This window comes from Microbispora sp. ZYX-F-249, assembly GCF_039649665.1.
GTDB lineage: Bacteria > Actinomycetota > Actinomycetes > Streptosporangiales > Streptosporangiaceae > Microbispora > Microbispora maris.
This window is the reverse complement of record NZ_JBDJAW010000010.1, coordinates 128,975-147,668: the sequence shown is the minus strand read 5'-3', so window position 1 is coordinate 147,668 and position 18,694 is coordinate 128,975. Positions and strand designations below refer to the sequence as shown.

Below are 18,694 nucleotides of genomic sequence, written 5' to 3'. Positions count from 1 at the left end.
ACTCTTTCGCCGTGCAACCACGAGGAGTTTAGGGTGAACGCCGCTTCGCTCCCCGATCACGAGACCCCGTGGTGCCCCTCGGCCGTCCCCGGCGTGGCGCGGGCGTAGCGGGCAGTGAGGGCGCGCAGGTGGTCCACCAGCTCCGGCGGGCCGGTGACCTCGAAGTCGAGGTCGAGCAGGCCGAGGTGGACGGCGAGCGCGTTCAGGGTGTCGGCGCCGGTCACGAGCACGCAGGTGTGGTCGTCGACGTCCTCCACGACGCCGACGGCGGGGTTGATCCGCGCCGCGACCTCCTCGGCCGGGGCGTGGACGAGCACCCGGGCGTGATGCCGCCAGGCCGCCGCCGACGCGCCCCGGGCGACGTACGCGGCCGCGCCGCCTTCGGGCGGGTCGCGGGGCGGGAAGCGCGGACCGGTGGGCGTGCGCGGCGCGATCCGGTCCACCCGGAACGTGCGCCAGTCGTCGCGGTCGACGTCCCACGCCACCAGATACCAGCGGCGGCCCCAGGACACGAGCCGATGCGGCTCCGTCACGCGTACGCCCGGGGAGCCGTCGTGGCCCCGGTAGTCGAACCGCAGCCGTTCGCGGTCGCGGCAGGCGGCGGCCAGCGCGTTCAGGACGGCCGGGTCGATCGCCGGACCCGGCCGGTCGGGCGGCACCGGTTCGGTGTACGCCTGCAGGGCGCCGACCCGTCGGCGCAGGCGCGACGGCAGCACCTGCTCGAGCTTGGCGGCGGCGCGCTCGGCCGCCTCCTCGACGCCCGCCACGCCGCCGGCGGCCCGCAGCCCGATCGCCACGGCCACCGCCTCCTCGTCGTCGAGGAGCAGGGGCGGCATCGCGGTCCCGGCGACCAGCCGATAGCCGCCGTCAGTGCCCCGGGTCGACTCCACCGGATAGCCGAGTTCGCGCAGCCGGTCGACGTCGCGGCGCACCGTCCGCTCGCTCACGCCGAGCCGTTCGGCGAGAGCCCTGCCCGGCCAGTCGCGGGTCGCCTGGAGCAACGACAGCAGGCGCAGCAACCGCGCCGAGGTCTCCAACATTGCTCCAGTCTGGCGGCGCTTCAGGACAGAGCCTGTCCTGAAGGGTCCGTAGTGTCGGCGTCATGAGCGAGAACACGCAGATCACGCCGTTCCGGATCGACGTCCCGCAGGCCGACCTCGACGACCTGAAGGACCGCCTCGGCCGCACCCGCTGGCCCGACGAGATCCCCGGCGCGGGCTGGGACTACGGCATGCCGGTCGAGTACGTGAAGCGGCTGGCCGCCTACTGGCGCGACGGGTACGACTGGCGCGCCCACGAGGCCGAGATCAACCGGTATCCCCAGTTCACGACCGAGATCGACGGACAGAACATCCACTTCCTGCACGTACGGTCGCCGCACGAGGACGCGCTCCCGCTGATCCTGACCCACGGCTGGCCGGGTTCGATCGTGGAGTACCTCAAGGTCATCGAGCCGCTGACGAACCCGGAGGACCCGGCGCGGGCGTTCCACCTGGTGATCCCGTCGCTGCCCGGCTTCGGCTTCTCCGGCCCGACGAGGGAGCGGGGCTGGAACCGGTTCCGTACGGCCCGGGCCTGGGCGGAGCTCATGCGCCGGCTCGGCTACGACCGGTACGGCGCGGTGGGCAACGACGGCGGCTCGTTCGTCTCGCCCGAGGTGGGCCGGGTGGACCCCGAGCACGTCGTCGGCGTCCACGTCACGCAGATCTACTCGTTCCCCTCCGGCGACCCGGCGGAGATGGCGAACCTCACCGACGAGGAGCGCAAGGGCCTCGAGGTGCTGCAGTGGTTCTACGAGAACAAGATGTCGTTCAACATGGTCCACTCGCAGCAGCCGCAGACGCTGTCGTACGGGATCTTCGACTCGCCGGCCGGGCTGCTCGGCTGGAACGCCCAGTTGTTCGGCGAGGACGTCGACGACGACTTCATCCTGACCAACACGATGCTCTACTGGGCGACCGGCACCGCCACGTCAGCGACGCGGTTCTACTACGAGGACGCGCACGCCGAGCACCCCAAGGAGCCGACGACGGTCCCGCTCGGCCTGGCGATGTTCGAGGGCGACTTCGTGTCGATGCGCACCTTCGCCGAGCGCGACCACAAGAACATCGTGCACTGGCGGTCCTACGGTGGGGGCGGCCACTACGCCGCCCACCTGCGGCCGGACGTGCTCGCCGCCGACCTGCGCGACTTCTACGCCGCCCTGCGCTGATCGCCTGTCAGATGTCCGCCCCTGACCGAATCCGGGACGGCCGGGGGCATGTCGTCCGCCGCACGCGCAGCGGACATCGGGAATGATGGCCGCATGGGGCGCGCAACGGGGCGGACTCGGACGAGACGGATTCCGCGGGCCGTCCTGGCTCTCCTCGCGGCCGCCGGAGCGGTCGTCCCGGGCACGGCCGCCCGGGCCGACGACGGAGACCGGCCGCAGTTCCGGATCCGGGACGAGCGCGTCGGCGAGTCGAGCGGCCTGGCCGTCTCGCCCACGCACAAGGGCATCGTCTACACCCACAACGACAGCGGCCACGGTCCGCAGATCTACGCGATCGGCCCGGACGGCCGCACGCGGGCGACGTTCACGATCGGGAACGCCGAAGCCCGGGACTGGGAGGGCATCGCGGCCTCCACCGACCGCGCGACCGGCCGCGGCGTGCTGTGGATCGCCGACATCGGGGACAACATGGACGGCGCCTGGCCGGACGTGTCCGTTTACAAGGTCGTCGAGCCGCGGACGATGGAGGACGCGACGCTGCGGGCGACCCGGTACCGCTTCCGGTACGCCGACGGGCCTCGCAACGCCGAGGGAGTGATGGTCGACCCCCGATCGGGCCGGCTGTACATCGTCAGCAAGGAGTTCTCCGGCGGCGTCTACGCCGCGCCGGCGAAGCTTCGCGCCGACAAGGTGAACGTGCTGCGGAGGGTGGGGCCGGCGCCGATCATGGCGACCGACGCGGCGTACGCCCCCGACGGGTCGAGCTTCGTCATCCGCACGTACTTCTCGGCGTCCGTCTACCGCTCGCCAGGAAAGCTGCTCGCGCACGTCACGATGCCACCGCTCAAGCAGGCCGAGTCGATCGCGTACACCCGGGACGGGACGGCCCTGCTCACCGGGAGCGAGGGGGAGGACAGCCCGGTCTACCGGGTGCCGCTGCCGGGCTCCGCCCGCCCGAGTCCCTCTCCCCGCCCCGCCCGGACCTCCGCCCGGCCGAGGGCGGTCACGGCGTCGAGCGAGGCGGCCGCCGGGGACGGCCTGCTCGGCGTGCCGATGCCGGTGTTATGGGTGGCGGTCGCTCTCGGGGCGATCGGGATCATCACGTTCGTCGCCTACCGCACCGGCCGCTGAGGTGACGGGCCGCTGACGGCCTTCAGACGACTTCGAAATCGGCCATCATCGCCATGTCCTCGTGCTCGAGGTTGTGGCAGTGCAGCATGTAGCGCCCCCGGTAGCCCTCGAAACGGACCAGGACGTCGACGACCTCGTAGGGCCGCACGTCCACCGTGTCCTTCCAGCCGGCGTCGGTCGCCGCCGGCGGCCTGCCGTTCCGTGCGAGCACCCGGAATCGGGCCAGATGGACGTGCACGGGGTGATGGAAGTCGCCGGTGAACCTCCATATCTCGCTGGTGTTCAGGCGAGGGGTGGCCAGCGGCCGCCCTGGCCGGAAGCGCCGTCCGTTGATCGTCCAGGACCCGGCTCCCCCCTGACCCGTGCGGCGGAAGTCGAAGACGCGGGTGGCGACCGCCGCGGCGACCGGCTCGGCCCGGGACAGCCGCTTCGGGATCGCGCTGTCGTCGGCGGCTCCGCGCCGCACGCGGAACCGCATCACATCGCGCGCGGCACCCGCGCCCAAGGTGTTGACCATGGTCACCTCGGTGCCGACGGGGTGGCCGGAGAAATCCACGATGACATCGAAGCGCTCTCCCGGGGAGATGGCGATCGCGTCGTGCGTCAGGGGAGCGGTCAGCAACCCCTGATCGCTGCCGACCTGGACGAACCGGCCGCCGGGAGTCAACCGCAGCCGGAGACGGCGTGCGTTCGAGGCGTTGAGCAGTCGCAGGCGGTATCGGACGGCGTCGACCTCGAGGAAAGGCCAGGGCGCGCCGTTGACCAGGATGACGTCGCCCTCGACTCCCTCCATGAAGGCGTCACCCACTCCTGGCCGCGTCAGCAGGGTCGGATCCAGGGACGGATAGCGGAAGGAGCCGTCCTCCTCGAACGCCCTGTCGCAGATCATCAGAGGGATGTCCCGCTCACCCTTCGGCAACGGCAGCGCGTCGTCCTCGTCGTCGCGAACCACGAGGAGACCGGCCAGGCCACGCCATACCTGTGGCGCGGTGAAGTCCATCCGATGGTCGTGATACCAGAGCGTGGCGGCACGCTGCTCCAGCGGATACACGTAGTCTCCGGCACCTTCATGGAAGGTCCACTGCGGCAGGTCGTGGTGGGAGTGATCGCCCTGTGGCGGGCGGAACCCCCGCCCCTCCGCGATCACCACGTCTGTGGGGTAGCCGTCGGACTCCGGCGGGGTGACTCCTCCGTGCAGATGTGTCGAGGTGGGCACGGGCAGCTCGTTGCGGACCCGGATGACCGTACGATCGCCTGCTCTCAGGTCGAAGGTCGGCCCGGGGAACGTGCCGTCGTAGCCCCAGATCTCGGTTGCGGTGCCGGGGATGATCTCTACCTTGGCCGCGCGCTGAACGACCTCGTAACGGCCGGGCCGTACCGGAACGGCGGTCGCGGGGATCGGGAGCGGCACGGTGAACCGGGCGGGCAACGGCAACGCGCTCGTCAGGCTCTCACCGGCCGCCTCGGTCGCCAGAGCGCCGCAGCCGGTGACCGTGAGGCCGGCCCCGCCGAGCAGCCCGAGGAAGCCGCGACGGGAGATCATCGCGTCACCTGCCAGACCAGGACCGTCAGCATGGTCGTGGCGCCGAAAACGGCCATGCCGAGCGGGAAGTGCACTGCCAGGACGCGCTCCTGCCCGGCCATGACCTGAAGGGTTTCGGCGGCCACGAGCCCGGCCGCGGCCAGGGCGGGCCACGCCGGCCCGCGCGCCGGTCGCCACAGCAGGATCGAGGCCACCAGCTGGAGGTAGAGCATGACATGAGTGAACCCGCCGTTGGTGCGATGCCAGGCGAGCATGTCCACGTCACCCGTGACGAACAGTCCGGCGAGTACGGCTTGCGTGAGCACGCCGAACAGGTGCAGCACGGCGGCCGACCGCAGCGGCCAGGTGATCCAATCGGGCCCACGGCCCAGGCCCGCCTGCGGCGGAACAGGTGAGACGCTCATGCACGGCATGCTGCTGCGCCTCGAGCCGAAGATCGTCAGACTGAGGTCGGCGCTCCGCCGTACATCCCAGGGTGTAGGGCACGGCGACGCGGAGCACGAGTACGACCTGGGACGCAGGCACCAGGTCATCCCTGCGCGGGTGGGCTCGGCCTGCGCCGTGGCTTAGCGTGACAGGCGTGCACCCCCGGAAGACCGATGTGCTGATCACCGCGGCCATGCTCACGCTCGGCGTCGCGGGCACCTATGGCAGGTTGTCCAGCTCAGGTCTCACGGAGCGATCGCTGGACCCGCTCGGCCTGACGCTGATCGTTGTGTCGTGTCTGGTGCTCGCCTGGCGGCGTGGCGCTCCCGTGCCGGTCGGCGTGGTCGCGGTCGGCTGCGCCGTCGCCTACTACGGCGCGCGTTACCCGGGCATCTTCGCCGCCGGGCCCGCCCTGATCGCGATCTACACGGCGGCCGCTCTGGGGCGGCGCCGCCTGGCGATCGGTCTTGCAACGGCACTGGCTTCCGGCGTCGCCATCCCGGTCGCACTGGCCGGAACCGATCCGGAACCCGGGGGCGTCAGCCTGCTCAGCGGCTGGCTGGTGGCGATGGTAGTGCTCGGCGAGGTGGTCAAGAACCGGCGCGCCTACCTCGAAGAGGTCGAACAACGAGCGATCCAGGCCGAACTCACCAGGGAGGAGGCCGCTCTTCGCAGGGCCGGGGAGGAGCGCCTGTGGATCGCCCAAGAGCTCCACGACACGCTCACGCACACCATCTCCGTCATCAACGTCCAGACCTCCGTCGCCCTGCAGACTCTGGAGCGGGATCCGGCCCTGGCCCGCCGGGCGCTGCTCGCGGTCAAGGAGTCCGGCAAGGAGGCGATGCACGAGCTGCGCGGCACGCTGGGCGTCCTGCGTCACGCCGATCCCGACGGCTCGGAGGTGGGGCTGGCCAGACTGTCCCGGCTGGTGGACAGGGCCGAAGCGGCAGGGCTGCCGGTCAGGACGCTGACCATCGGCACGCGCAGGGAGGTGCCCGCAGAGGTCGACCGGGCCGCCTACCGCATCGTGCAGGAGGCGTTCACCAACGTGCTGCGGCACGCCGGGGCCGCCTCCGTCACCGTGACGATCGAATATGCGGCTGAGATGATCAGACTAAGCATCCAGGACGACGGAGAGACCACGACAGGGACGGCGGAGAACGGGATGGGGTTGATCGGGATGCGTGAGCGCGCGGTCGCCCTCGGCGGCTCGCTCACAGCTGGGCCGCGATCGGGGGGAGGCTTCGCCGTACGGGCCGAACTGCCGACGGTGGGCGCCCCGTGATCCGGGTGCTGCTGGCCGACGACCAGCCACTGATCCGCGCCGGTTTCCGAGCACTGCTGGAGATGGCGGGGGACGTCACGGTCGTCGCGGAAGCGGGCAACGGCGGCGAGGCCGTCGAGTTGTGCCGTGCTCTGCTGCCCGACGTGGCGTTGCTGGACGTACGGATGCCGCTGCTGGACGGCATCCAGGCCATGAGGAGAATCGGCGCCGACCCGGAGCTCGACTCGGTGCGCGTGGTCATTCTCACCAACTACGCCCTCGACGAGTACCTCTTCGCCGCCCTGCGTGCCGGGGCCAGCGGATTCCTGGTGAAGGACATCGAACCGGCCGACCTGCTGCAGTCGGTGCGGGTGGCGGCCAACGGCGAGGCGCTGTTGTCTCCATCGGTCACCAGGCGGCTGATCGAGGAGTACGTCTCCACCCCGCCCAGGCCCGTGCCGGGACCCGGCCTCGAACGGCTGACCGACCGGGAGCGCGAGGTCCTGTCGCTGGTCGCGACGGGGATGTCCAACGAGGAGATCGCCGGCCACCTGTCGATCAGCCATGCCACCGTCAAGACCCACGTCAGCAGGACGATGGCCAAGCTGGGCGCTCGTGACCGCGCCCAACTGGTCGTGCACGCCTACGAGTCCGGGCTTGTCACACCGGGACGTCGTTAGTGTCCTGAGTCGTTCGCGACGCCGCGGGGACGGGGCACGAGGAGGGCCGGGCCGCCGTTCCCGGCGACACCGGCCCGGAGAGCGGTCGCGAGAGTCAGCTCCGCGCGTAGATGCGGTGCACGAACTCCGCGAGCTTGCTGTCGGGCAGTTCCTTGGCCAGGTCGGCCTCGGTGATCATCCCGACGATCCGGTGGTTGTCGATCACCGGCATGCGCTTGATCTGGTGCTCCTCCATCTTCGTCAGGGCGTCTTCGACGCTGGCGCCCGCGTCCACCCAGACGAGGCCGCGGGCGAGCTCGCTCGCCGTGGTCTGGTCGAGGTCCTTGCCCTCGGCGCAGCACTTGATCACGATGTCGCGGTCGGTGATGATGCCCTTGAGCCGGTCGTCCTCCCCGCAGATGGGCAGGGCGCCGACGCTCAGGTCGCGCATCATCTCGGCGGCCCTGCGAAGGCTGTCGTGCTCGCCGATGCACTCGGCGCCCTCGTGCATGACCTGGCCGGCGGTCTTGGTCGCTCCCTCTGTGGTCATGGCTAACCCCCGATTTCCTCTTTTGGGCGGTTATGCCCCCTCTGTCCGGAAATAAGAGCGGATTCACAGCCGGGGGAGGAAGTGCTCGCCGCGCAGCGCGCGCTCCACGAGCGCGATCGACTCGGCCAGCCGTACGAGCCGGGGGCCCTCCTGGCGGTAGGCGTCCAGGACCGCCTCGACCGCGTGCGGAGGCAGGTGCTCCTTCAGTTCCACCGCCGCCCCGCGGTATCCCTCCCTGGCCGCCTGGATCGAGGCCGCCACCTGCTGGCGGGCCATCCGGGCGAGCGCGAGAGGGTGGCGGCGCAGCACGCCGTACGCGCGGTAGTCCGGGGGCACCGCGTCGAGCAGCCACGACACGGCCGAGACCTCCCATTCGGGGCTGCCCGGAGGGCGCACCTCCGGCGGCCAGCCGGGTGGCACGTACACGCCGCCATCGTACCGAACACAGGTTCGATCACCGTGGAGCGGCTCCGGCTGAGACAATGGCCGGCATGCTGTCGACAACGGTACGGACATGAGGATCGGGATCGTCGGCGCCGGGATCCTCGGTCTGGCCGTGGCCCGGCAGATGGCGCGGGCGGGCGCCGAGGTGACCGTCCTGGAGAAGGAGCCCCGCGTCGCCGCTCACCAGACCGGGCACAACAGCGGAGTCGTGCACGCCGGGATCTACTACCAGCCCGGCTCGCTCAAGGCGACCCTCTGCCGGGAGGGCGCGGCCATGCTGCGCGAGTACTGCGCCGAGCACGGCCTGCCGTACGACGAAGTGGGCAAGCTCGTCGTGGCCTCCACCCGGGCCGAACTGCCGGGGCTGCGCCGCATCGCCGAGCGGGCCGGGGAGAACGGCGTGCCCGGGATCGTCGAACTCGACGCGATCGGCCTGCGGGAGGTGGAGCCGTACGCGGTCGGGGTCGCCGCCGTCCACTCGCCGCACACCGCGATCACCGACTTCTCCGCGGTAGCGCGCCGCCTCGCCGCCGACGTGGCCGAGGCCGGCGGGTCCGTACGGCTCTCGCGCCCCGTACGCGCGATCCGGCAGACCACGGACGGCGTCGCGGTGGTGGCCGGACCGGAGAGGCTCACCTTCGACCGCCTGATCTCCTGCGCCGGTCTCGGCTCCGACCGCGTGGCGGACCTGGCGAGGGCGGGCGGAGACGTGCGGATCGTCCCGTTCCGCGGGGAGTACTACCGGCTCGCCGGCTCGGCGCGTGACCTGGTGAATGGGCTCATCTATCCCGTTCCCGACCCCCGCTACCCCTTTCTCGGCGTCCACCTGACCCGCCGGATCGACGGGGAGGTCCTGGTGGGGCCCAACGCCGTGCCGGCGCTCGCCCTGGAGGGCTACTCGTGGCGCCGGGCCTCGGCCCGCGACCTGCGCGGCATCCTGTCCTGGCCGGGCACCCGGCGCCTGGCGGCCGAGCACTGGCGGACCGGTCTGCGCGAGGTGTACGGCTCACTGATCAAACGCGCCTTCGTGTCCGCCGCCCGGCGGTACGTGCCCGCCCTGTCCTCGGCCGACCTCGTACGCACCGAGGGCGGCGTGCGCGCGCAGGCCGTGTCACGGGACGGCGGGCTGCTCGACGACTTCGTCATCGACGTGCGCGGCCGGATCGTGCTGGTGCGCAACGCGCCCTCGCCCGCGGCGACGAGCAGCCTCGCCATCGCCAGGCACATCGCTTTAACGGTTCCCTTAACAAGCTAGGTCTAGAGTTCTGCCGCCATGGTCGCTGAATCTCCCGAAGCCCGGCTGCTGATCGTCGAGGACGAGCCGAACATCCTCGAACTGCTGGCCGCCAGTCTCCGGTACGCCGGATTCGAGGTCCACACCGCGTCCAACGGCGGCGAGGCGGTCGCCGCTGCCCGGCGGCACCGCCCGGACCTGATCGTGCTCGACGTCATGCTGCCCGACATGGACGGGTTCGACATCGTGCGCAGGCTGCGCGGCGGCGGCAGCCACACCCCAGTGGTCTTCCTCACGGCGCGGGACGCCACCGAGGACAAGATCCGGGGCCTGACGCTCGGCGGCGACGACTACGTGACCAAGCCGTTCAGCCTGGAGGAGGTCGTCGCCCGCATCCGGGCCGTGCTGCGCCGGACCGCCGGGGACCCGCTGGCCGCCCCGCCGCGGCTGACCTTCGCCGACATCGAGCTGGACGAGGAGTCCCACGAGGTCTGGCGCGGCGGCCGGGCCGTGTCCCTGTCGCCGACGGAGTTCAAGCTGCTGCGTTACTTCATGTGCAACACCGGCCGGGTGCTGTCCAAGGCCCAGATCCTCGATCACGTGTGGGACTACGACTTCCGCGGCGACGCCGGGATCGTCGAGTCGTACGTGTCGGTATTGCGCCGCAAGCTCGACGGCGCCCACTCCCGGGCCCATCCCCGGCTCATCCACACGCTGCGCGGCGTCGGCTACGTCATGCGGACACCACCTGCCGGCGCCTGAGCCGTGTCGGGGCGCACGCCGCTGCGGATCCGGCTCAGCGCGGCCATGCTCGCGCTGGTCGCGGTGGCCCTCGCGGTCATCGGCGTGGGCAGCGTCTCGGTGTTGCGCGACTACCTGGTCAGCCGGGTCGACATGCAGGTCGGCATGCTGGCGCACGAGACCGAGATCCGGCTCGGCCGCGGTCCCGCCGCGTTCGCGCGGCTCAGGGTGCCGCCCGAGGGACGGGTGGAGATCCGCGACACCGGCGGCAGGACGGTGCTCGCGCAGGCGGGCATGGGCGTGGAGGACCTGCCGGGCCCCGGCGCCGTGACCGCGGAGAGGCCGGTGACGGTGCCGGCGGTGTCGGGCGACGGCCGGTGGCGGGCCCGGGTGGTGCCCGTCGACGGCCCGGGCGCGGTGGTCGTCGCCGTGGACATGGCCTCGGTCGGGCAGATCACCTCGCGGCTCGCCCTCATCGAGGCACTGGTCGGCGGCGCCCTGATGGTCGTGCTCGCCGTCGTCGGCGTCGTGATCGTACGGCGCAGCCTGCGGCCACTGGCGGAGATCGAGGCGACCGCCGACGCCATCGCCCGGGGGAACCTCGGCAGCCGGATCCCCGACCGCGACCCGCGTACCGAGGTCGGGCGGCTCGCCCGCGCGCTGAACGGCATGCTCGCCCAGGTCGAGGCGGCGTTCCAGGCGCGGGCGGCCTCCGAGACGGCGGCCCGTGAGTCCGAGGCCAAGGCCCGTGAGTCCGAGGCCAAGGCGCGCGAGTCGGAGGCCAAGGCCCGTGAGTCGGAGGCGCGCATGCGCCGCTTCGTGGCCGACGCCTCGCACGAACTGCGCACGCCGCTCACCTCGATCAGGGGCTTCGCCGAGTTCCACCGGCAGGTGCCGGACGCCGACGTCACCCGGCTGATGTCGCGCATCGAGAGCGAGGCCGCCCGCATGGGCCTGCTGGTGGACGACCTCCTGCTGCTCGCCCGGCTCGACCAGCAGCGCCCGCTGCGCATGCAACCGGTGGACCTGCTGGCCCTGGCGGCCGACGCGGTCCACGACGCCAGGACCCTCTGCCCCGAGCGCGGCGTTTCGCTCCTGGTCGAAGGGGACGCGGCGCTGATCGTCTCGGGTGACGAGGTGCGGCTGCGGCAGGTCGTGGGCAACCTGATGAGCAACGCCAGGACCCACACGCCCGAGGGGACGCCGATCACCGTACGCGTCGGAAGCCGGGACGGCACGGCGTACTTCGAGGTGGCGGACAAGGGCCCCGGTCTCACCGCCGAGCAGGCCGCCCGGGTCTTCGAGCGCTTCTACCGCGCCGACCCCTCCCGTACGCGGCCGTCCGGGGGCAGCGGGCTGGGTCTCGCGATCGTGCAGTCCCTCGTCGAGGCCCATGGCGGCGAGGTCGGCGTGGAGACGGCCCCCGGCGCCGGCGCCGCCTTCCGCGTCACCCTCCCCCTCGCCCCCGAAGCCCGCACCTGACCGCGATTTCCGTTGACTCACGTGTCCTCCGGAATGCAACTTGAGGGCCAGGAGGTGTCCGTGACGATTCCCGGAAAGGGCTCGCGGCCGATCACGGTCGACGGCGTCGCCTACCGGTGGCGGATCCGCCGCAAGCCCACCTACAGCCAGGGGAACGGCTGGTCGCCGATGACCTTCGCGGTCCAGCCGGCGGAAGGGCCGGGCAGGGCGCTCCTGGTGTCGCTCCCCTTCTTCCGGCCGGACGCCTGGTTGGGGGCGCGGACGACGGCCGTACGGCCGGCACTCGTGGCGGCCGCCGTCCGCCTGGCTCTGCGCCGGGGCTGGGACCCCCGTCGGCCGGGCCCTGCCTTCGCCTGCGACGTCACCGAAGACGATCTGGCGGCGATGCCGGGCGGTCCACCCGCCTACGAGGTCCCCTTCCCCCGCCGGTGACCGCTTCCGGCGCCGGTCGTCCCCTTCCTGAGCCGCTGTCCGGGCCGACTCCGCTGGGGAGTTGCCGGAATCGCTGGTCGCGCGAAGTAGTGATAGCACTGCACAGCGTCCTTATTGGTCATAGCATTGATGCTATGAATTGGGGTTACAGTCGAACTCGAACCAGAGGTTCGGCGGTGGCTTGAAGGCCTCTCTGCCGCAGCGTTCGCGAAGGTGGCGTTCTATGTCGATCTGCTCGCGTCGGAGGGGCCCCTGCTCGGGGAGCCGTACAGCAAGCAACTCGACGGCAAGTTGCGCGAGCTGCGGTTCTATCTCGACGACATCGCGGTGCGCATCACGTATTGGATCGCACCCGGGCGCAGAATCGTGCTCTTGACGGTGTTTCACAAGACCAGGCCACGCGAGGAGCGTGAGGTAGAGCGGGCTCGTCGGGCCCTACGCCGCTGTATCGAGGCGGTGCACACGGTGGATGAGGAAGAAGAAGAAGCGGTATGAGCAAGCAGGAGAGCTGGCGGGAGCTCCGGGATCGCCGGATGGGTGAGCCCGGCGCGGTCGAGGCCTATGAGGCCGCACGCCTCGCGTACGAATTGGGAAAGACGGTTCGGGCCATGAGGGAGACGCGGGGCTGGAGCCAGAGTGATCTGGCTCGTGCGGCCGGTATGACCCAGTCGGCGGTGGCGCGGTTCGAGGCCGGAGGGACGGTTCCCACCCTGCCTGTCATCGAGCGCCTCGCGAGCGCTCTGGACGCGGATGTCGAGGTCCGTCTGACACCCCGGGCTCCCGCCGCGTGACCAGGACGCTCGCCAACCGCTTCGAGCGCCTCTACCGCGCCGACCCCTCCCGTACGCCGCCGTCCGGGGGCAGCGGGCTGGGTCTCGCGATCGTGCAGTCCCTCGTCGAGGCCCATGGCGGCGAGGTCGGCGTGGCGACGGCCCCCGGCGCCGGCGCCGCCTTCCGCGTCACCCTCCCCCTCGCTCCCGAAGCCCGCACCTGAAGCGATCCGCCGACTCACGCGTCCTCGACAGCCGGGACGAAGATGTCGGGGGCGCCGGGCTCGGCCTGCCGCCCACCGCGTCAGGCGTCGCTCGCGACGTTCTGGATCGCACGGGCGAGGTGGGCGAGATCGATGCCTTCGAGGTGGTCGAGAAAGTGCCGGCGCACGCTCGCCAGGTTGCTCGGCCACGCCCGTTCGAGACGGACGAGACCGGCGTCGGTGATGACGGCGTTGAACCCGCGGGCGTCGTCGTCGCACCTGACCCGTTCGACCAGGCCCTGCCGCTCCAGGACGGTGACGATGCGGGTCATCCCGCTCAGGGAGAGCTCGCAGGCGACCGCGAGCTCGCCCATCCTCAGCCGCCGCTGCGGCGCCTCCGACAACCGCATCAGGGCGGTCCACTCGATGAGCGGCAACTGCTGCTCGCGCACCATGTCGGCGTCGATCGCGCGGGGTAGCGCGTACATCAGGCGAGGCAACGCGCGGACCAGCGCCTCCTCGTCGGCGGTCAGCGGCGGCACCTTCGGAGTCGGCTGTGATGTGGTCATGGCCACAGTCTACTTGCTTCACGAAGGAAGTACCTCATATTGTTTCTTCGCGAAGCAAGCATTTCCTGCAGAGACCTGCAGAGAGTGGAGATCGTCATGACCAGGATCGGGATCATCCTCGGCAGCACCCGCCCCGGACGCAACGGCGAGGCCGTCGCCCGCTGGGTGCACCAGGTCGCCGCGCGGCGGACCGACGCGGAGTTCGAGCTCGTCGACCTGCTCGACTACAAGCTCCCGCACCTCGACGAGGCGCTGCCGCCGTCGCTGGGGCAGTACACGCAGCCGCACACGATGGCGTGGGCGGGCAAGATCGCCTCGTTCGACGGCTTCGTCATGGTGACGCCGGAATACAACCACTCGACGTCGGGCGCGCTGAAGAACGCCATCGACTTCCTGTACGGCGAGTGGAACAACAAAGCGGTCGGTTTCGTCAGCTACGGCTCGGTCGGCGGCACTCGCGCGGTGGAACACCTGCGCCTGATCGCCGCCGAGCTTCAGATGGCCGATGTGCGGGCCCAGGTGGCGCTGTCGCTCTTCACCGACTTCAAGGACTTCAGCGTGTTCACGCCCAACGACTTCCAGCTCGACTCGCTCACCGCGACGTTGGACCAGGTCGTGGCGTGGAGCACGGCACTCGCGCCGCTGCGTGCCCGCTGAGTTCGCGCCGGACAGGGGGATGGAGGAACTCCATGGGAACGCTTGACGGCAAGGTGGTGCTGATCACGGGCACCGCCGGAGGTCAGGGCCGGGTCGCGTCGCTGGTCTTCGCGCGAGAAGGCGCGAAGGTCGTCGGGTGCGACATCCAGGTGGATGCCAACAACGAGACGGTGGAACTCGTCCGCCGCGCCGGAGGTGACATGACGGGCATCGCGCCCGTCGATCTCACCGACCCGGAACAGGCGCGGCAGTTGATCGAGGACGCCGTGGCGGCCTACGGCGGGCTCGACGTCGTCTACAACAACGCGGCCAGGCCCCGCTTCGGGCCGATGCCGGATTTCTCGGTGGAGGACTGGCGGGTGACCATCGCCGGCGAACTCGACAATCCCTTCTTCGTGTCGAAGTTCGCGTGGCCGCACCTGGTCCGGCGGGGTGGCGGCGTCATCATCAACGTCGCGTCCATGGCCGGCATGATCGCCGGTGAGGTCCCCCCGATGGTCGCGCACGGCGCGGCGAACGCCGGGGTCATCGGCATGACCCGGCAGTTCGCGCTCGAAGGCGCGCGCCACGGGATCCGTGCGGTGGCGATCAGCCCCGGGCCGGTCCTCACCCCGGCCAGTGACCGCGATCTCGGCGACAACCGGGCGGCCAGGGACGCGATTACCCGCAAGACGCTCCTCAAGCGCTTCGCCCGGCCGGAGGAGATCGTCGAGCTGGCGGCCTTCCTCGCCTCCGACCGGGCGGCGTACATCACGGGCGCCAACTACGCGGTCGACGGGGGTGCGACCGCCTGGTAGCGCCACCCGATCGGGGGTGCGCGTACGTGGGGGCCTGACCGCGGGGGCAGGGCGTCGCGCCCTGATCGAGGCTCCCCTGACGTGGGGTGACGGGTCCAAGGGGGTACGCACCCCTCCTTGGGCCCGGACCCCGCAGCCGGTTGGGCTGTCCATGGTGCGGCAACTCTTCTTGGTCGCTCAGCAAGCCGTTGCGGCCCGCAGCCCGTCCACCAGTGCGCGGATTCTCATGGCAGAAACGAGGGCTAAGCGAACCGCCCACTTGCGGAACACCCTTCGCCCGTACGGCAGCCCGACCTGTCGCGGCCGACCGTGCAGTCATCCGTCGCGCGCGGTGACCGTGCTGACGGCGGTGGTCTGCCGAGGGGTCAGCGGGCGGTGGGGAAGCCTTCGTCGGGGAAGGCGGTGGAGGTGCCGGGCAGGACGACCTGGTCGCCCTCGGCGAGGCCGTCGGTGATCTCCACCTGGGTGTCGCCGCGCACGCCGATTCCGACCGTCCGCCGTGTCTGCGTTCCGCCGTTGGTCACCGTGACCACGGCCGTGCCGTCGTCCTGAAGGCGTACGGCCTGTGAGGGGACGTAGAGCGCGCCGGCCGCCTCGCCGGTCGTCACCCGCACGGTGGCGCTCTGTCCGAGCAGCAGCCGGGCGGGGCGGTTCTCCAGGTCGATCGTCACGCCGTACCGGACAAGCCGGTTGGAGGTGGTCGCGGTCGGATCGATGTGGGCGACCGTTCCGGCGTACTCCCGTCCCGGCTGGGTGGACAGCGTGACGGTGGCCGCCTGACCGACCTTCAGGAAGCGGATGTCCGACTCGGTGAACATCGCCTGCACCTGAAGAGCGTCGAGGTCGCCCAGGGTGATGAAGGCGCCCGAGGTGTAGCGGGAGCCGGTGGATCCCGCGATCGACAGGATCGTGCCGTCCGACGGGGCCTTGATCCGCACGCCGGCGAGGGCCTTCTTGGCCTCGGCCAGTTCGGTCGTCGCCTGGCTGACCTGTGCTTCGGCCTGTGCCTCGGTCAGCCGCGCGCCGCCACCCTGAGCGGCCTGGCCCGCCTGCCCGCCTTGCCCCGCCTGACCGCTCCGGCCGCCGCCGAAGCCCGCACGACCCTGCGTGCCGCCGCCCTGTCCCTGTGCGCTCTGCCCCTGTGCCCTCTGCCCCTGCGCGCCCTGTCCCTGGCCGCCCTGTCCGGGCGCGCACGTGGAGGAGGAACCACTGGGGGAGGGGATCGGCTTGGCGGAGGGCTGCTGTGCCGGTGCCGTGGGCGGAATCGACACACTCACCCCCGGGTTCGGCGTGGCAACCCCGCCGACCGTGGGGGCCGGGCGGTGTGTCGTGGGCGGTTTCGCAGGCGGACGCGGCGTGCGTATGGGTGTGGGGGCGGGACTGGGCTCGGGCTTCGGGCCGCCGTGGTCACCTCCGTGGTCGCCGCCCCCGTACGCCACGAGGGCCAGGCTCGCCGTGCTCGCGCCGTTGTACGCCGCACGACCGGTCGGCCGGCTCGACGGCCGGGAGGCCGAGTGCCCCGAAGTCTGAGAGGTGGGACGCGGGGACGGCCGCCCCGAAGGCTGTCCTGAAGGCTGTCCTGAGGACTGTCCTGAAGGCTGTCCTGAGGGCTGTCCTGAGGGCTGTGTGGTGGGACGCGCGGAGGGTGTCGGACACACCATTGCGCCGCTGCTCCCTGAACCGCCCGCGTTCCCCGGCCCGGCTCCAGGGCCCGTAGCGCCGGAGGTTCCGCCGCCGCTCGGTGTGGCTCCCGCGCCGCCCGCACCCGTTCCGCCGCCGGAGGCGCCGGCTCCCGCGCCGCCCGAGCCTCCTGCGCCGGTTCCGCCACCGGGCGTTCCGGCTCCGGTGGCGGTGCCGTTCTCGACGTCGTCGAGGGTCTCCTGGGCGGCGGCGAGGGAGGCCTTGGCGGCCTCGTAGTTCTCCCTGGCGATGGTGTCGTCGACCCGGGCGAGGACCTCGCCCCGGCGGACCTTCTGGCCCACCTTGACGTAGACCTTCTCGACCGTGCCCTCCGCTCCGAACGCGAGGTCGCGCACACCGGTGTCGACCGTGTTGCCGGCGGCGGAGACGTACGACGTGACCGTGCCCCGCCTGACCGAGGCGAGCGTGATCCGGTCGGCCACGGAGGTGTCGCCGCCACTGGCGGAGATCACGGCGACGCTCGCGATGACGATCCCCGCCAGCGCGAGCCCTCCGACACGGAGTGGAGTGCTCGATCTCATGGCGGCCATCCTGCTGACGCCACGTGACCGGTGGCTTGGCCGTACCTGAGAGTTGTCTGTGGATGCGAACGCGGATGTGGACCCGGACGCGGACTGTCAGCAAACCCTCAGCATCGGCCTAGGTTGCCCGCAGCGGAGTTTGCCATGGTTCGACGTCGTGAAGCTGTCGACGAAGCGCAGGACGCTGATCATCAACGGCGTCCTGGTGGTACTGCTGCTCGGCGGGATCGCGGCGGCCTGGGCGTCCGTGGGGGACGACACCTCCGGAGACGGCGCCGCGCCGCTGACGACCCGGGTGACGCGCGGGACCGTGCTCGCCTCGGTGTCGGCCTCCGGTTCCGTCGAGAGCGCCCGGACGCGCGCCCTCGGTTTCGCCGTGAGCGGCACCGTGGAGGCCGTACTGGTCGAGACCGGCGACCGGGTCAAGAAGGGACAGGTGCTCGCGCGCATCGACGACACGGCCGCCCGGGAAAGCCTGGAGGCGGCCCGGGCGAGCCTGGACGCCGCCGAGGAGGCGGACACCTCGACGGCCTCGGGCTACTCGCAGTACATCAACGCGAGGAACGCCTACCGGTCGGCGAAGCGGGCACTGGCGGGCACGGTGATCAAGGCGCCGTTCGCCGGGGTCGTCACGGCGGTCAACGGGGCCGTCGGCGGCTCCTCGGGCGCGTCGGGCGGGTCCTCGCAGGGCGGTCAGGCGCAGTCGCAGAACGGGTCCACAGGGTCCGCGGGGTCCGCGGGGTCCGGAGGCTCCTCCGGGTCCGCCGGGTCCGGCGGTTTCATCGAGATCGCCGACCCCGCTCGCCTGCGGATCGTGGGGAACTTCACCGAGGCCGACGTCGGCAGGATCAAGGTCGGGCAGGCGGCGACGGTGAGCTTCGACGCCCTCGCCGGGGTCACCGCATCCGGCAAGGTCACGGTGGTCGACCCGCAGCCACAGACCAGCAACAACGTCGTCCAGTACGCCGTGACGATCTCGCTGACCGACGTGCCCTCCACCGTACGGCTCGGGCAGACGGCCACGGCACGGGTGACCGTGGGCGAGGCGGCCGACGTGCTCACGGTGGCGTCCGCGGCGGTCACCACGGCGGGCGGCCGGACCACCGTGACGGTGCTGGAGAACGGCAGGCAGGTCGTGAAGCGGGTGGAGGTCGGAATCAAGGGCGACACCACCACCGAGATCAAGTCGGGACTCCGGGAGGGCGACCAGGTGGTGCGGCCCCGGACGTCGACGACCGGCGGGGGCGGCGGCATCCAGTTCCCCGGTGGCGGAGGCGGGTTCGGCCGCGGCTTCGGTGGCGGCGGAGGCAACCGATGAGGGCCGGGCCGCCGCCGGTGCCCGATCGCACTGCGCCCGA

At 71.5% G+C, this 18,694-nt stretch carries 21 protein-coding genes; 14 read left to right on the top strand and 7 right to left on the bottom strand.

All coding sequences use genetic code 11. The features are described 5' to 3' along the window. Window positions 1-56 precede the first annotated feature (56 nt). Window positions 57-1,040, bottom strand: a complete 984-nt coding sequence (locus tag AAH991_RS14895; protein ID WP_346226392.1) for a helix-turn-helix transcriptional regulator — start codon at window positions 1,038-1,040, stop codon at window positions 57-59. 62 nt (window positions 1,041-1,102) lie between these two features. Between AAH991_RS14895 and AAH991_RS14890 the strand changes: the two genes are divergently transcribed. Together AAH991_RS14890 and AAH991_RS14885 are read left to right on the top strand one after the other, a co-directional pair. Continuing rightward, window positions 1,103-2,212 (top strand): epoxide hydrolase family protein, encoded by a 1,110-nt coding sequence (locus tag AAH991_RS14890; RefSeq protein ID WP_346226391.1) that lies wholly within the window; start codon window positions 1,103-1,105, stop codon window positions 2,210-2,212. 93 nt (window positions 2,213-2,305) lie between these two features. Then, complete coding sequence (locus tag AAH991_RS14885; protein ID WP_346226390.1) at window positions 2,306-3,343, top strand: hypothetical protein; 1,038 nt, start codon at window positions 2,306-2,308, stop codon at window positions 3,341-3,343. A 22-nt stretch (window positions 3,344-3,365) separates the two neighbouring features. Here AAH991_RS14885 and AAH991_RS14880 read toward each other — a convergent pair whose 3' ends face one another. Beyond that, a complete protein-coding gene (locus AAH991_RS14880; RefSeq protein WP_346226389.1) occupies window positions 3,366-4,886 on the bottom strand; it encodes a multicopper oxidase family protein in 1,521 nt (506 codons plus the stop codon). Next, window positions 4,883-5,290, bottom strand: coding sequence for a hypothetical protein (locus AAH991_RS14875; RefSeq protein ID WP_346226388.1), 408 nt, complete (start codon window positions 5,288-5,290; stop codon window positions 4,883-4,885). The genes AAH991_RS14880 and AAH991_RS14875 overlap by 4 nt, the downstream gene beginning before the upstream one ends. 176 nt (window positions 5,291-5,466) lie before the next feature. Here AAH991_RS14875 and AAH991_RS14870 point away from each other — a divergent pair, with 176 nt between their 5' ends. Both AAH991_RS14870 and AAH991_RS14865 read left to right on the top strand, forming a co-directional pair. Further along, window positions 5,467-6,597 carry a sensor histidine kinase gene (locus AAH991_RS14870; RefSeq protein WP_346226387.1) on the top strand — a complete coding sequence of 377 codons (1,131 nt, stop codon included), beginning with the start codon at window positions 5,467-5,469 and terminating at the stop codon, window positions 6,595-6,597. After that, window positions 6,594-7,256 carry a response regulator gene (locus AAH991_RS14865; protein ID WP_346226386.1) on the top strand — a complete coding sequence of 221 codons (663 nt, stop codon included), beginning with the start codon at window positions 6,594-6,596 and terminating at the stop codon, window positions 7,254-7,256. The genes AAH991_RS14870 and AAH991_RS14865 overlap by 4 nt, the downstream gene beginning before the upstream one ends. Window positions 7,257-7,350: 94 nt before the next feature. Here AAH991_RS14865 and AAH991_RS14860 read toward each other — a convergent pair whose 3' ends face one another. Together AAH991_RS14860 and AAH991_RS14855 are read right to left on the bottom strand one after the other, a co-directional pair. Further along, window positions 7,351-7,785, bottom strand: a complete 435-nt coding sequence (locus AAH991_RS14860) for a CBS domain-containing protein (protein ID WP_346226385.1) — start codon at window positions 7,783-7,785, stop codon at window positions 7,351-7,353. 63 nt (window positions 7,786-7,848) lie between these two features. Continuing rightward, window positions 7,849-8,211 (bottom strand): hypothetical protein, encoded by a 363-nt coding sequence (locus AAH991_RS14855; protein WP_346226384.1) that lies wholly within the window; start codon window positions 8,209-8,211, stop codon window positions 7,849-7,851. An 88-nt stretch (window positions 8,212-8,299) separates the two neighbouring features. On the opposite strand from AAH991_RS14855, the gene lhgD reads away from it, so the two are divergent. From lhgD to AAH991_RS14820, 7 genes are all read left to right on the top strand, one after another. Further along, entirely contained in the window at window positions 8,300-9,484 is a 1,185-nt protein-coding gene (gene lhgD, locus AAH991_RS14850; protein ID WP_346226383.1) for an L-2-hydroxyglutarate dehydrogenase, read from the top strand. Between the two features lie 18 nt (window positions 9,485-9,502). Beyond that, window positions 9,503-10,225: a response regulator transcription factor gene (locus tag AAH991_RS14845; protein WP_346226382.1), complete on the top strand. Its 723-nt coding sequence runs from the start codon at window positions 9,503-9,505 to the stop codon at window positions 10,223-10,225. Window positions 10,226-10,228: 3 nt separating this feature from the next. Next, window positions 10,229-11,686 (top strand): sensor histidine kinase, encoded by a 1,458-nt coding sequence (locus tag AAH991_RS14840; protein ID WP_346226381.1) that lies wholly within the window; start codon window positions 10,229-10,231, stop codon window positions 11,684-11,686. Between the two features lie 60 nt (window positions 11,687-11,746). Next, complete coding sequence (locus tag AAH991_RS14835; RefSeq protein WP_346226380.1) at window positions 11,747-12,118, top strand: hypothetical protein; 372 nt, start codon at window positions 11,747-11,749, stop codon at window positions 12,116-12,118. A 213-nt stretch (window positions 12,119-12,331) separates the two neighbouring features. Continuing rightward, on the top strand, window positions 12,332-12,613 hold the full coding sequence (locus AAH991_RS14830) for a type II toxin-antitoxin system RelE/ParE family toxin (RefSeq protein WP_346226379.1): 282 nt from the start codon (window positions 12,332-12,334) through the stop codon (window positions 12,611-12,613). Next, window positions 12,610-12,909: a helix-turn-helix domain-containing protein gene (locus tag AAH991_RS14825; RefSeq protein ID WP_346226378.1), complete on the top strand. Its 300-nt coding sequence runs from the start codon at window positions 12,610-12,612 to the stop codon at window positions 12,907-12,909. Before AAH991_RS14830 ends, AAH991_RS14825 begins: the two co-directional genes overlap by 4 nt. Further along, on the top strand, window positions 12,906-13,112 hold the full coding sequence (locus tag AAH991_RS14820; RefSeq protein ID WP_346226377.1) for an ATP-binding protein: 207 nt from the start codon (window positions 12,906-12,908) through the stop codon (window positions 13,110-13,112). The genes AAH991_RS14825 and AAH991_RS14820 overlap by 4 nt, the downstream gene beginning before the upstream one ends. Before the next feature lie 80 nt (window positions 13,113-13,192). On the opposite strand, the gene AAH991_RS14815 is transcribed toward AAH991_RS14820, so the two are convergent. Then, window positions 13,193-13,660: a MarR family winged helix-turn-helix transcriptional regulator gene (locus AAH991_RS14815; RefSeq protein WP_346226376.1), complete on the bottom strand. Its 468-nt coding sequence runs from the start codon at window positions 13,658-13,660 to the stop codon at window positions 13,193-13,195. Window positions 13,661-13,756: 96 nt separating this feature from the next. On the opposite strand from AAH991_RS14815, the gene AAH991_RS14810 reads away from it, so the two are divergent. Then, the gene (locus tag AAH991_RS14810) at window positions 13,757-14,317 is read left to right on the top strand and encodes an NADPH-dependent FMN reductase (protein ID WP_346226375.1); all 561 of its coding nucleotides are present in this window, start codon (window positions 13,757-13,759) and stop codon (window positions 14,315-14,317) included. A 32-nt stretch (window positions 14,318-14,349) separates the two neighbouring features. Continuing rightward, complete coding sequence (locus AAH991_RS14805; RefSeq protein ID WP_346226374.1) at window positions 14,350-15,114, top strand: SDR family NAD(P)-dependent oxidoreductase; 765 nt, start codon at window positions 14,350-14,352, stop codon at window positions 15,112-15,114. 365 nt (window positions 15,115-15,479) lie between these two features. Here the strand turns inward: AAH991_RS14805 and AAH991_RS14800 are convergent, their stop codons facing one another. Then, window positions 15,480-17,336: an efflux RND transporter periplasmic adaptor subunit gene (locus AAH991_RS14800; RefSeq protein ID WP_346226373.1), complete on the bottom strand. Its 1,857-nt coding sequence runs from the start codon at window positions 17,334-17,336 to the stop codon at window positions 15,480-15,482. A 157-nt stretch (window positions 17,337-17,493) separates the two neighbouring features. Between AAH991_RS14800 and AAH991_RS14795 the strand changes: the two genes are divergently transcribed. Next, window positions 17,494-18,654 carry an efflux RND transporter periplasmic adaptor subunit gene (locus tag AAH991_RS14795; RefSeq protein WP_346226372.1) on the top strand — a complete coding sequence of 387 codons (1,161 nt, stop codon included), beginning with the start codon at window positions 17,494-17,496 and terminating at the stop codon, window positions 18,652-18,654. Window positions 18,655-18,694: the final 40 nt, after the last annotated feature.

Coding starts and splice junctions, on each gene's coding strand:
- AAH991_RS14860 (WP_346226385.1), bottom strand. CDS start 7,785: ATGACCACAGAGGGAGCGACCAAGACCGCCGGCCAGGTCATGCACGAG.
- lhgD (WP_346226383.1), top strand. CDS start 8,300: ATGAGGATCGGGATCGTCGGCGCCGGGATCCTCGGTCTGGCCGTGGCC.
- AAH991_RS14880 (WP_346226389.1), bottom strand. CDS start 4,886: ATGATCTCCCGTCGCGGCTTCCTCGGGCTGCTCGGCGGGGCCGGCCTC.
- AAH991_RS14805 (WP_346226374.1), top strand. CDS start 14,350: ATGGGAACGCTTGACGGCAAGGTGGTGCTGATCACGGGCACCGCCGGA.
- AAH991_RS14810 (WP_346226375.1), top strand. CDS start 13,757: ATGACCAGGATCGGGATCATCCTCGGCAGCACCCGCCCCGGACGCAAC.
- AAH991_RS14800 (WP_346226373.1), bottom strand. CDS start 17,336: ATGAGATCGAGCACTCCACTCCGTGTCGGAGGGCTCGCGCTGGCGGGG.
- AAH991_RS14815 (WP_346226376.1), bottom strand. CDS start 13,660: ATGACCACATCACAGCCGACTCCGAAGGTGCCGCCGCTGACCGCCGAC.
- AAH991_RS14895 (WP_346226392.1), bottom strand. CDS start 1,040: ATGTTGGAGACCTCGGCGCGGTTGCTGCGCCTGCTGTCGTTGCTCCAG.
- AAH991_RS14885 (WP_346226390.1), top strand. CDS start 2,306: ATGGGGCGCGCAACGGGGCGGACTCGGACGAGACGGATTCCGCGGGCC.
- AAH991_RS14875 (WP_346226388.1), bottom strand. CDS start 5,290: ATGAGCGTCTCACCTGTTCCGCCGCAGGCGGGCCTGGGCCGTGGGCCC.
- AAH991_RS14845 (WP_346226382.1), top strand. CDS start 9,503: ATGGTCGCTGAATCTCCCGAAGCCCGGCTGCTGATCGTCGAGGACGAG.
- AAH991_RS14890 (WP_346226391.1), top strand. CDS start 1,103: ATGAGCGAGAACACGCAGATCACGCCGTTCCGGATCGACGTCCCGCAG.
- AAH991_RS14825 (WP_346226378.1), top strand. CDS start 12,610: ATGAGCAAGCAGGAGAGCTGGCGGGAGCTCCGGGATCGCCGGATGGGT.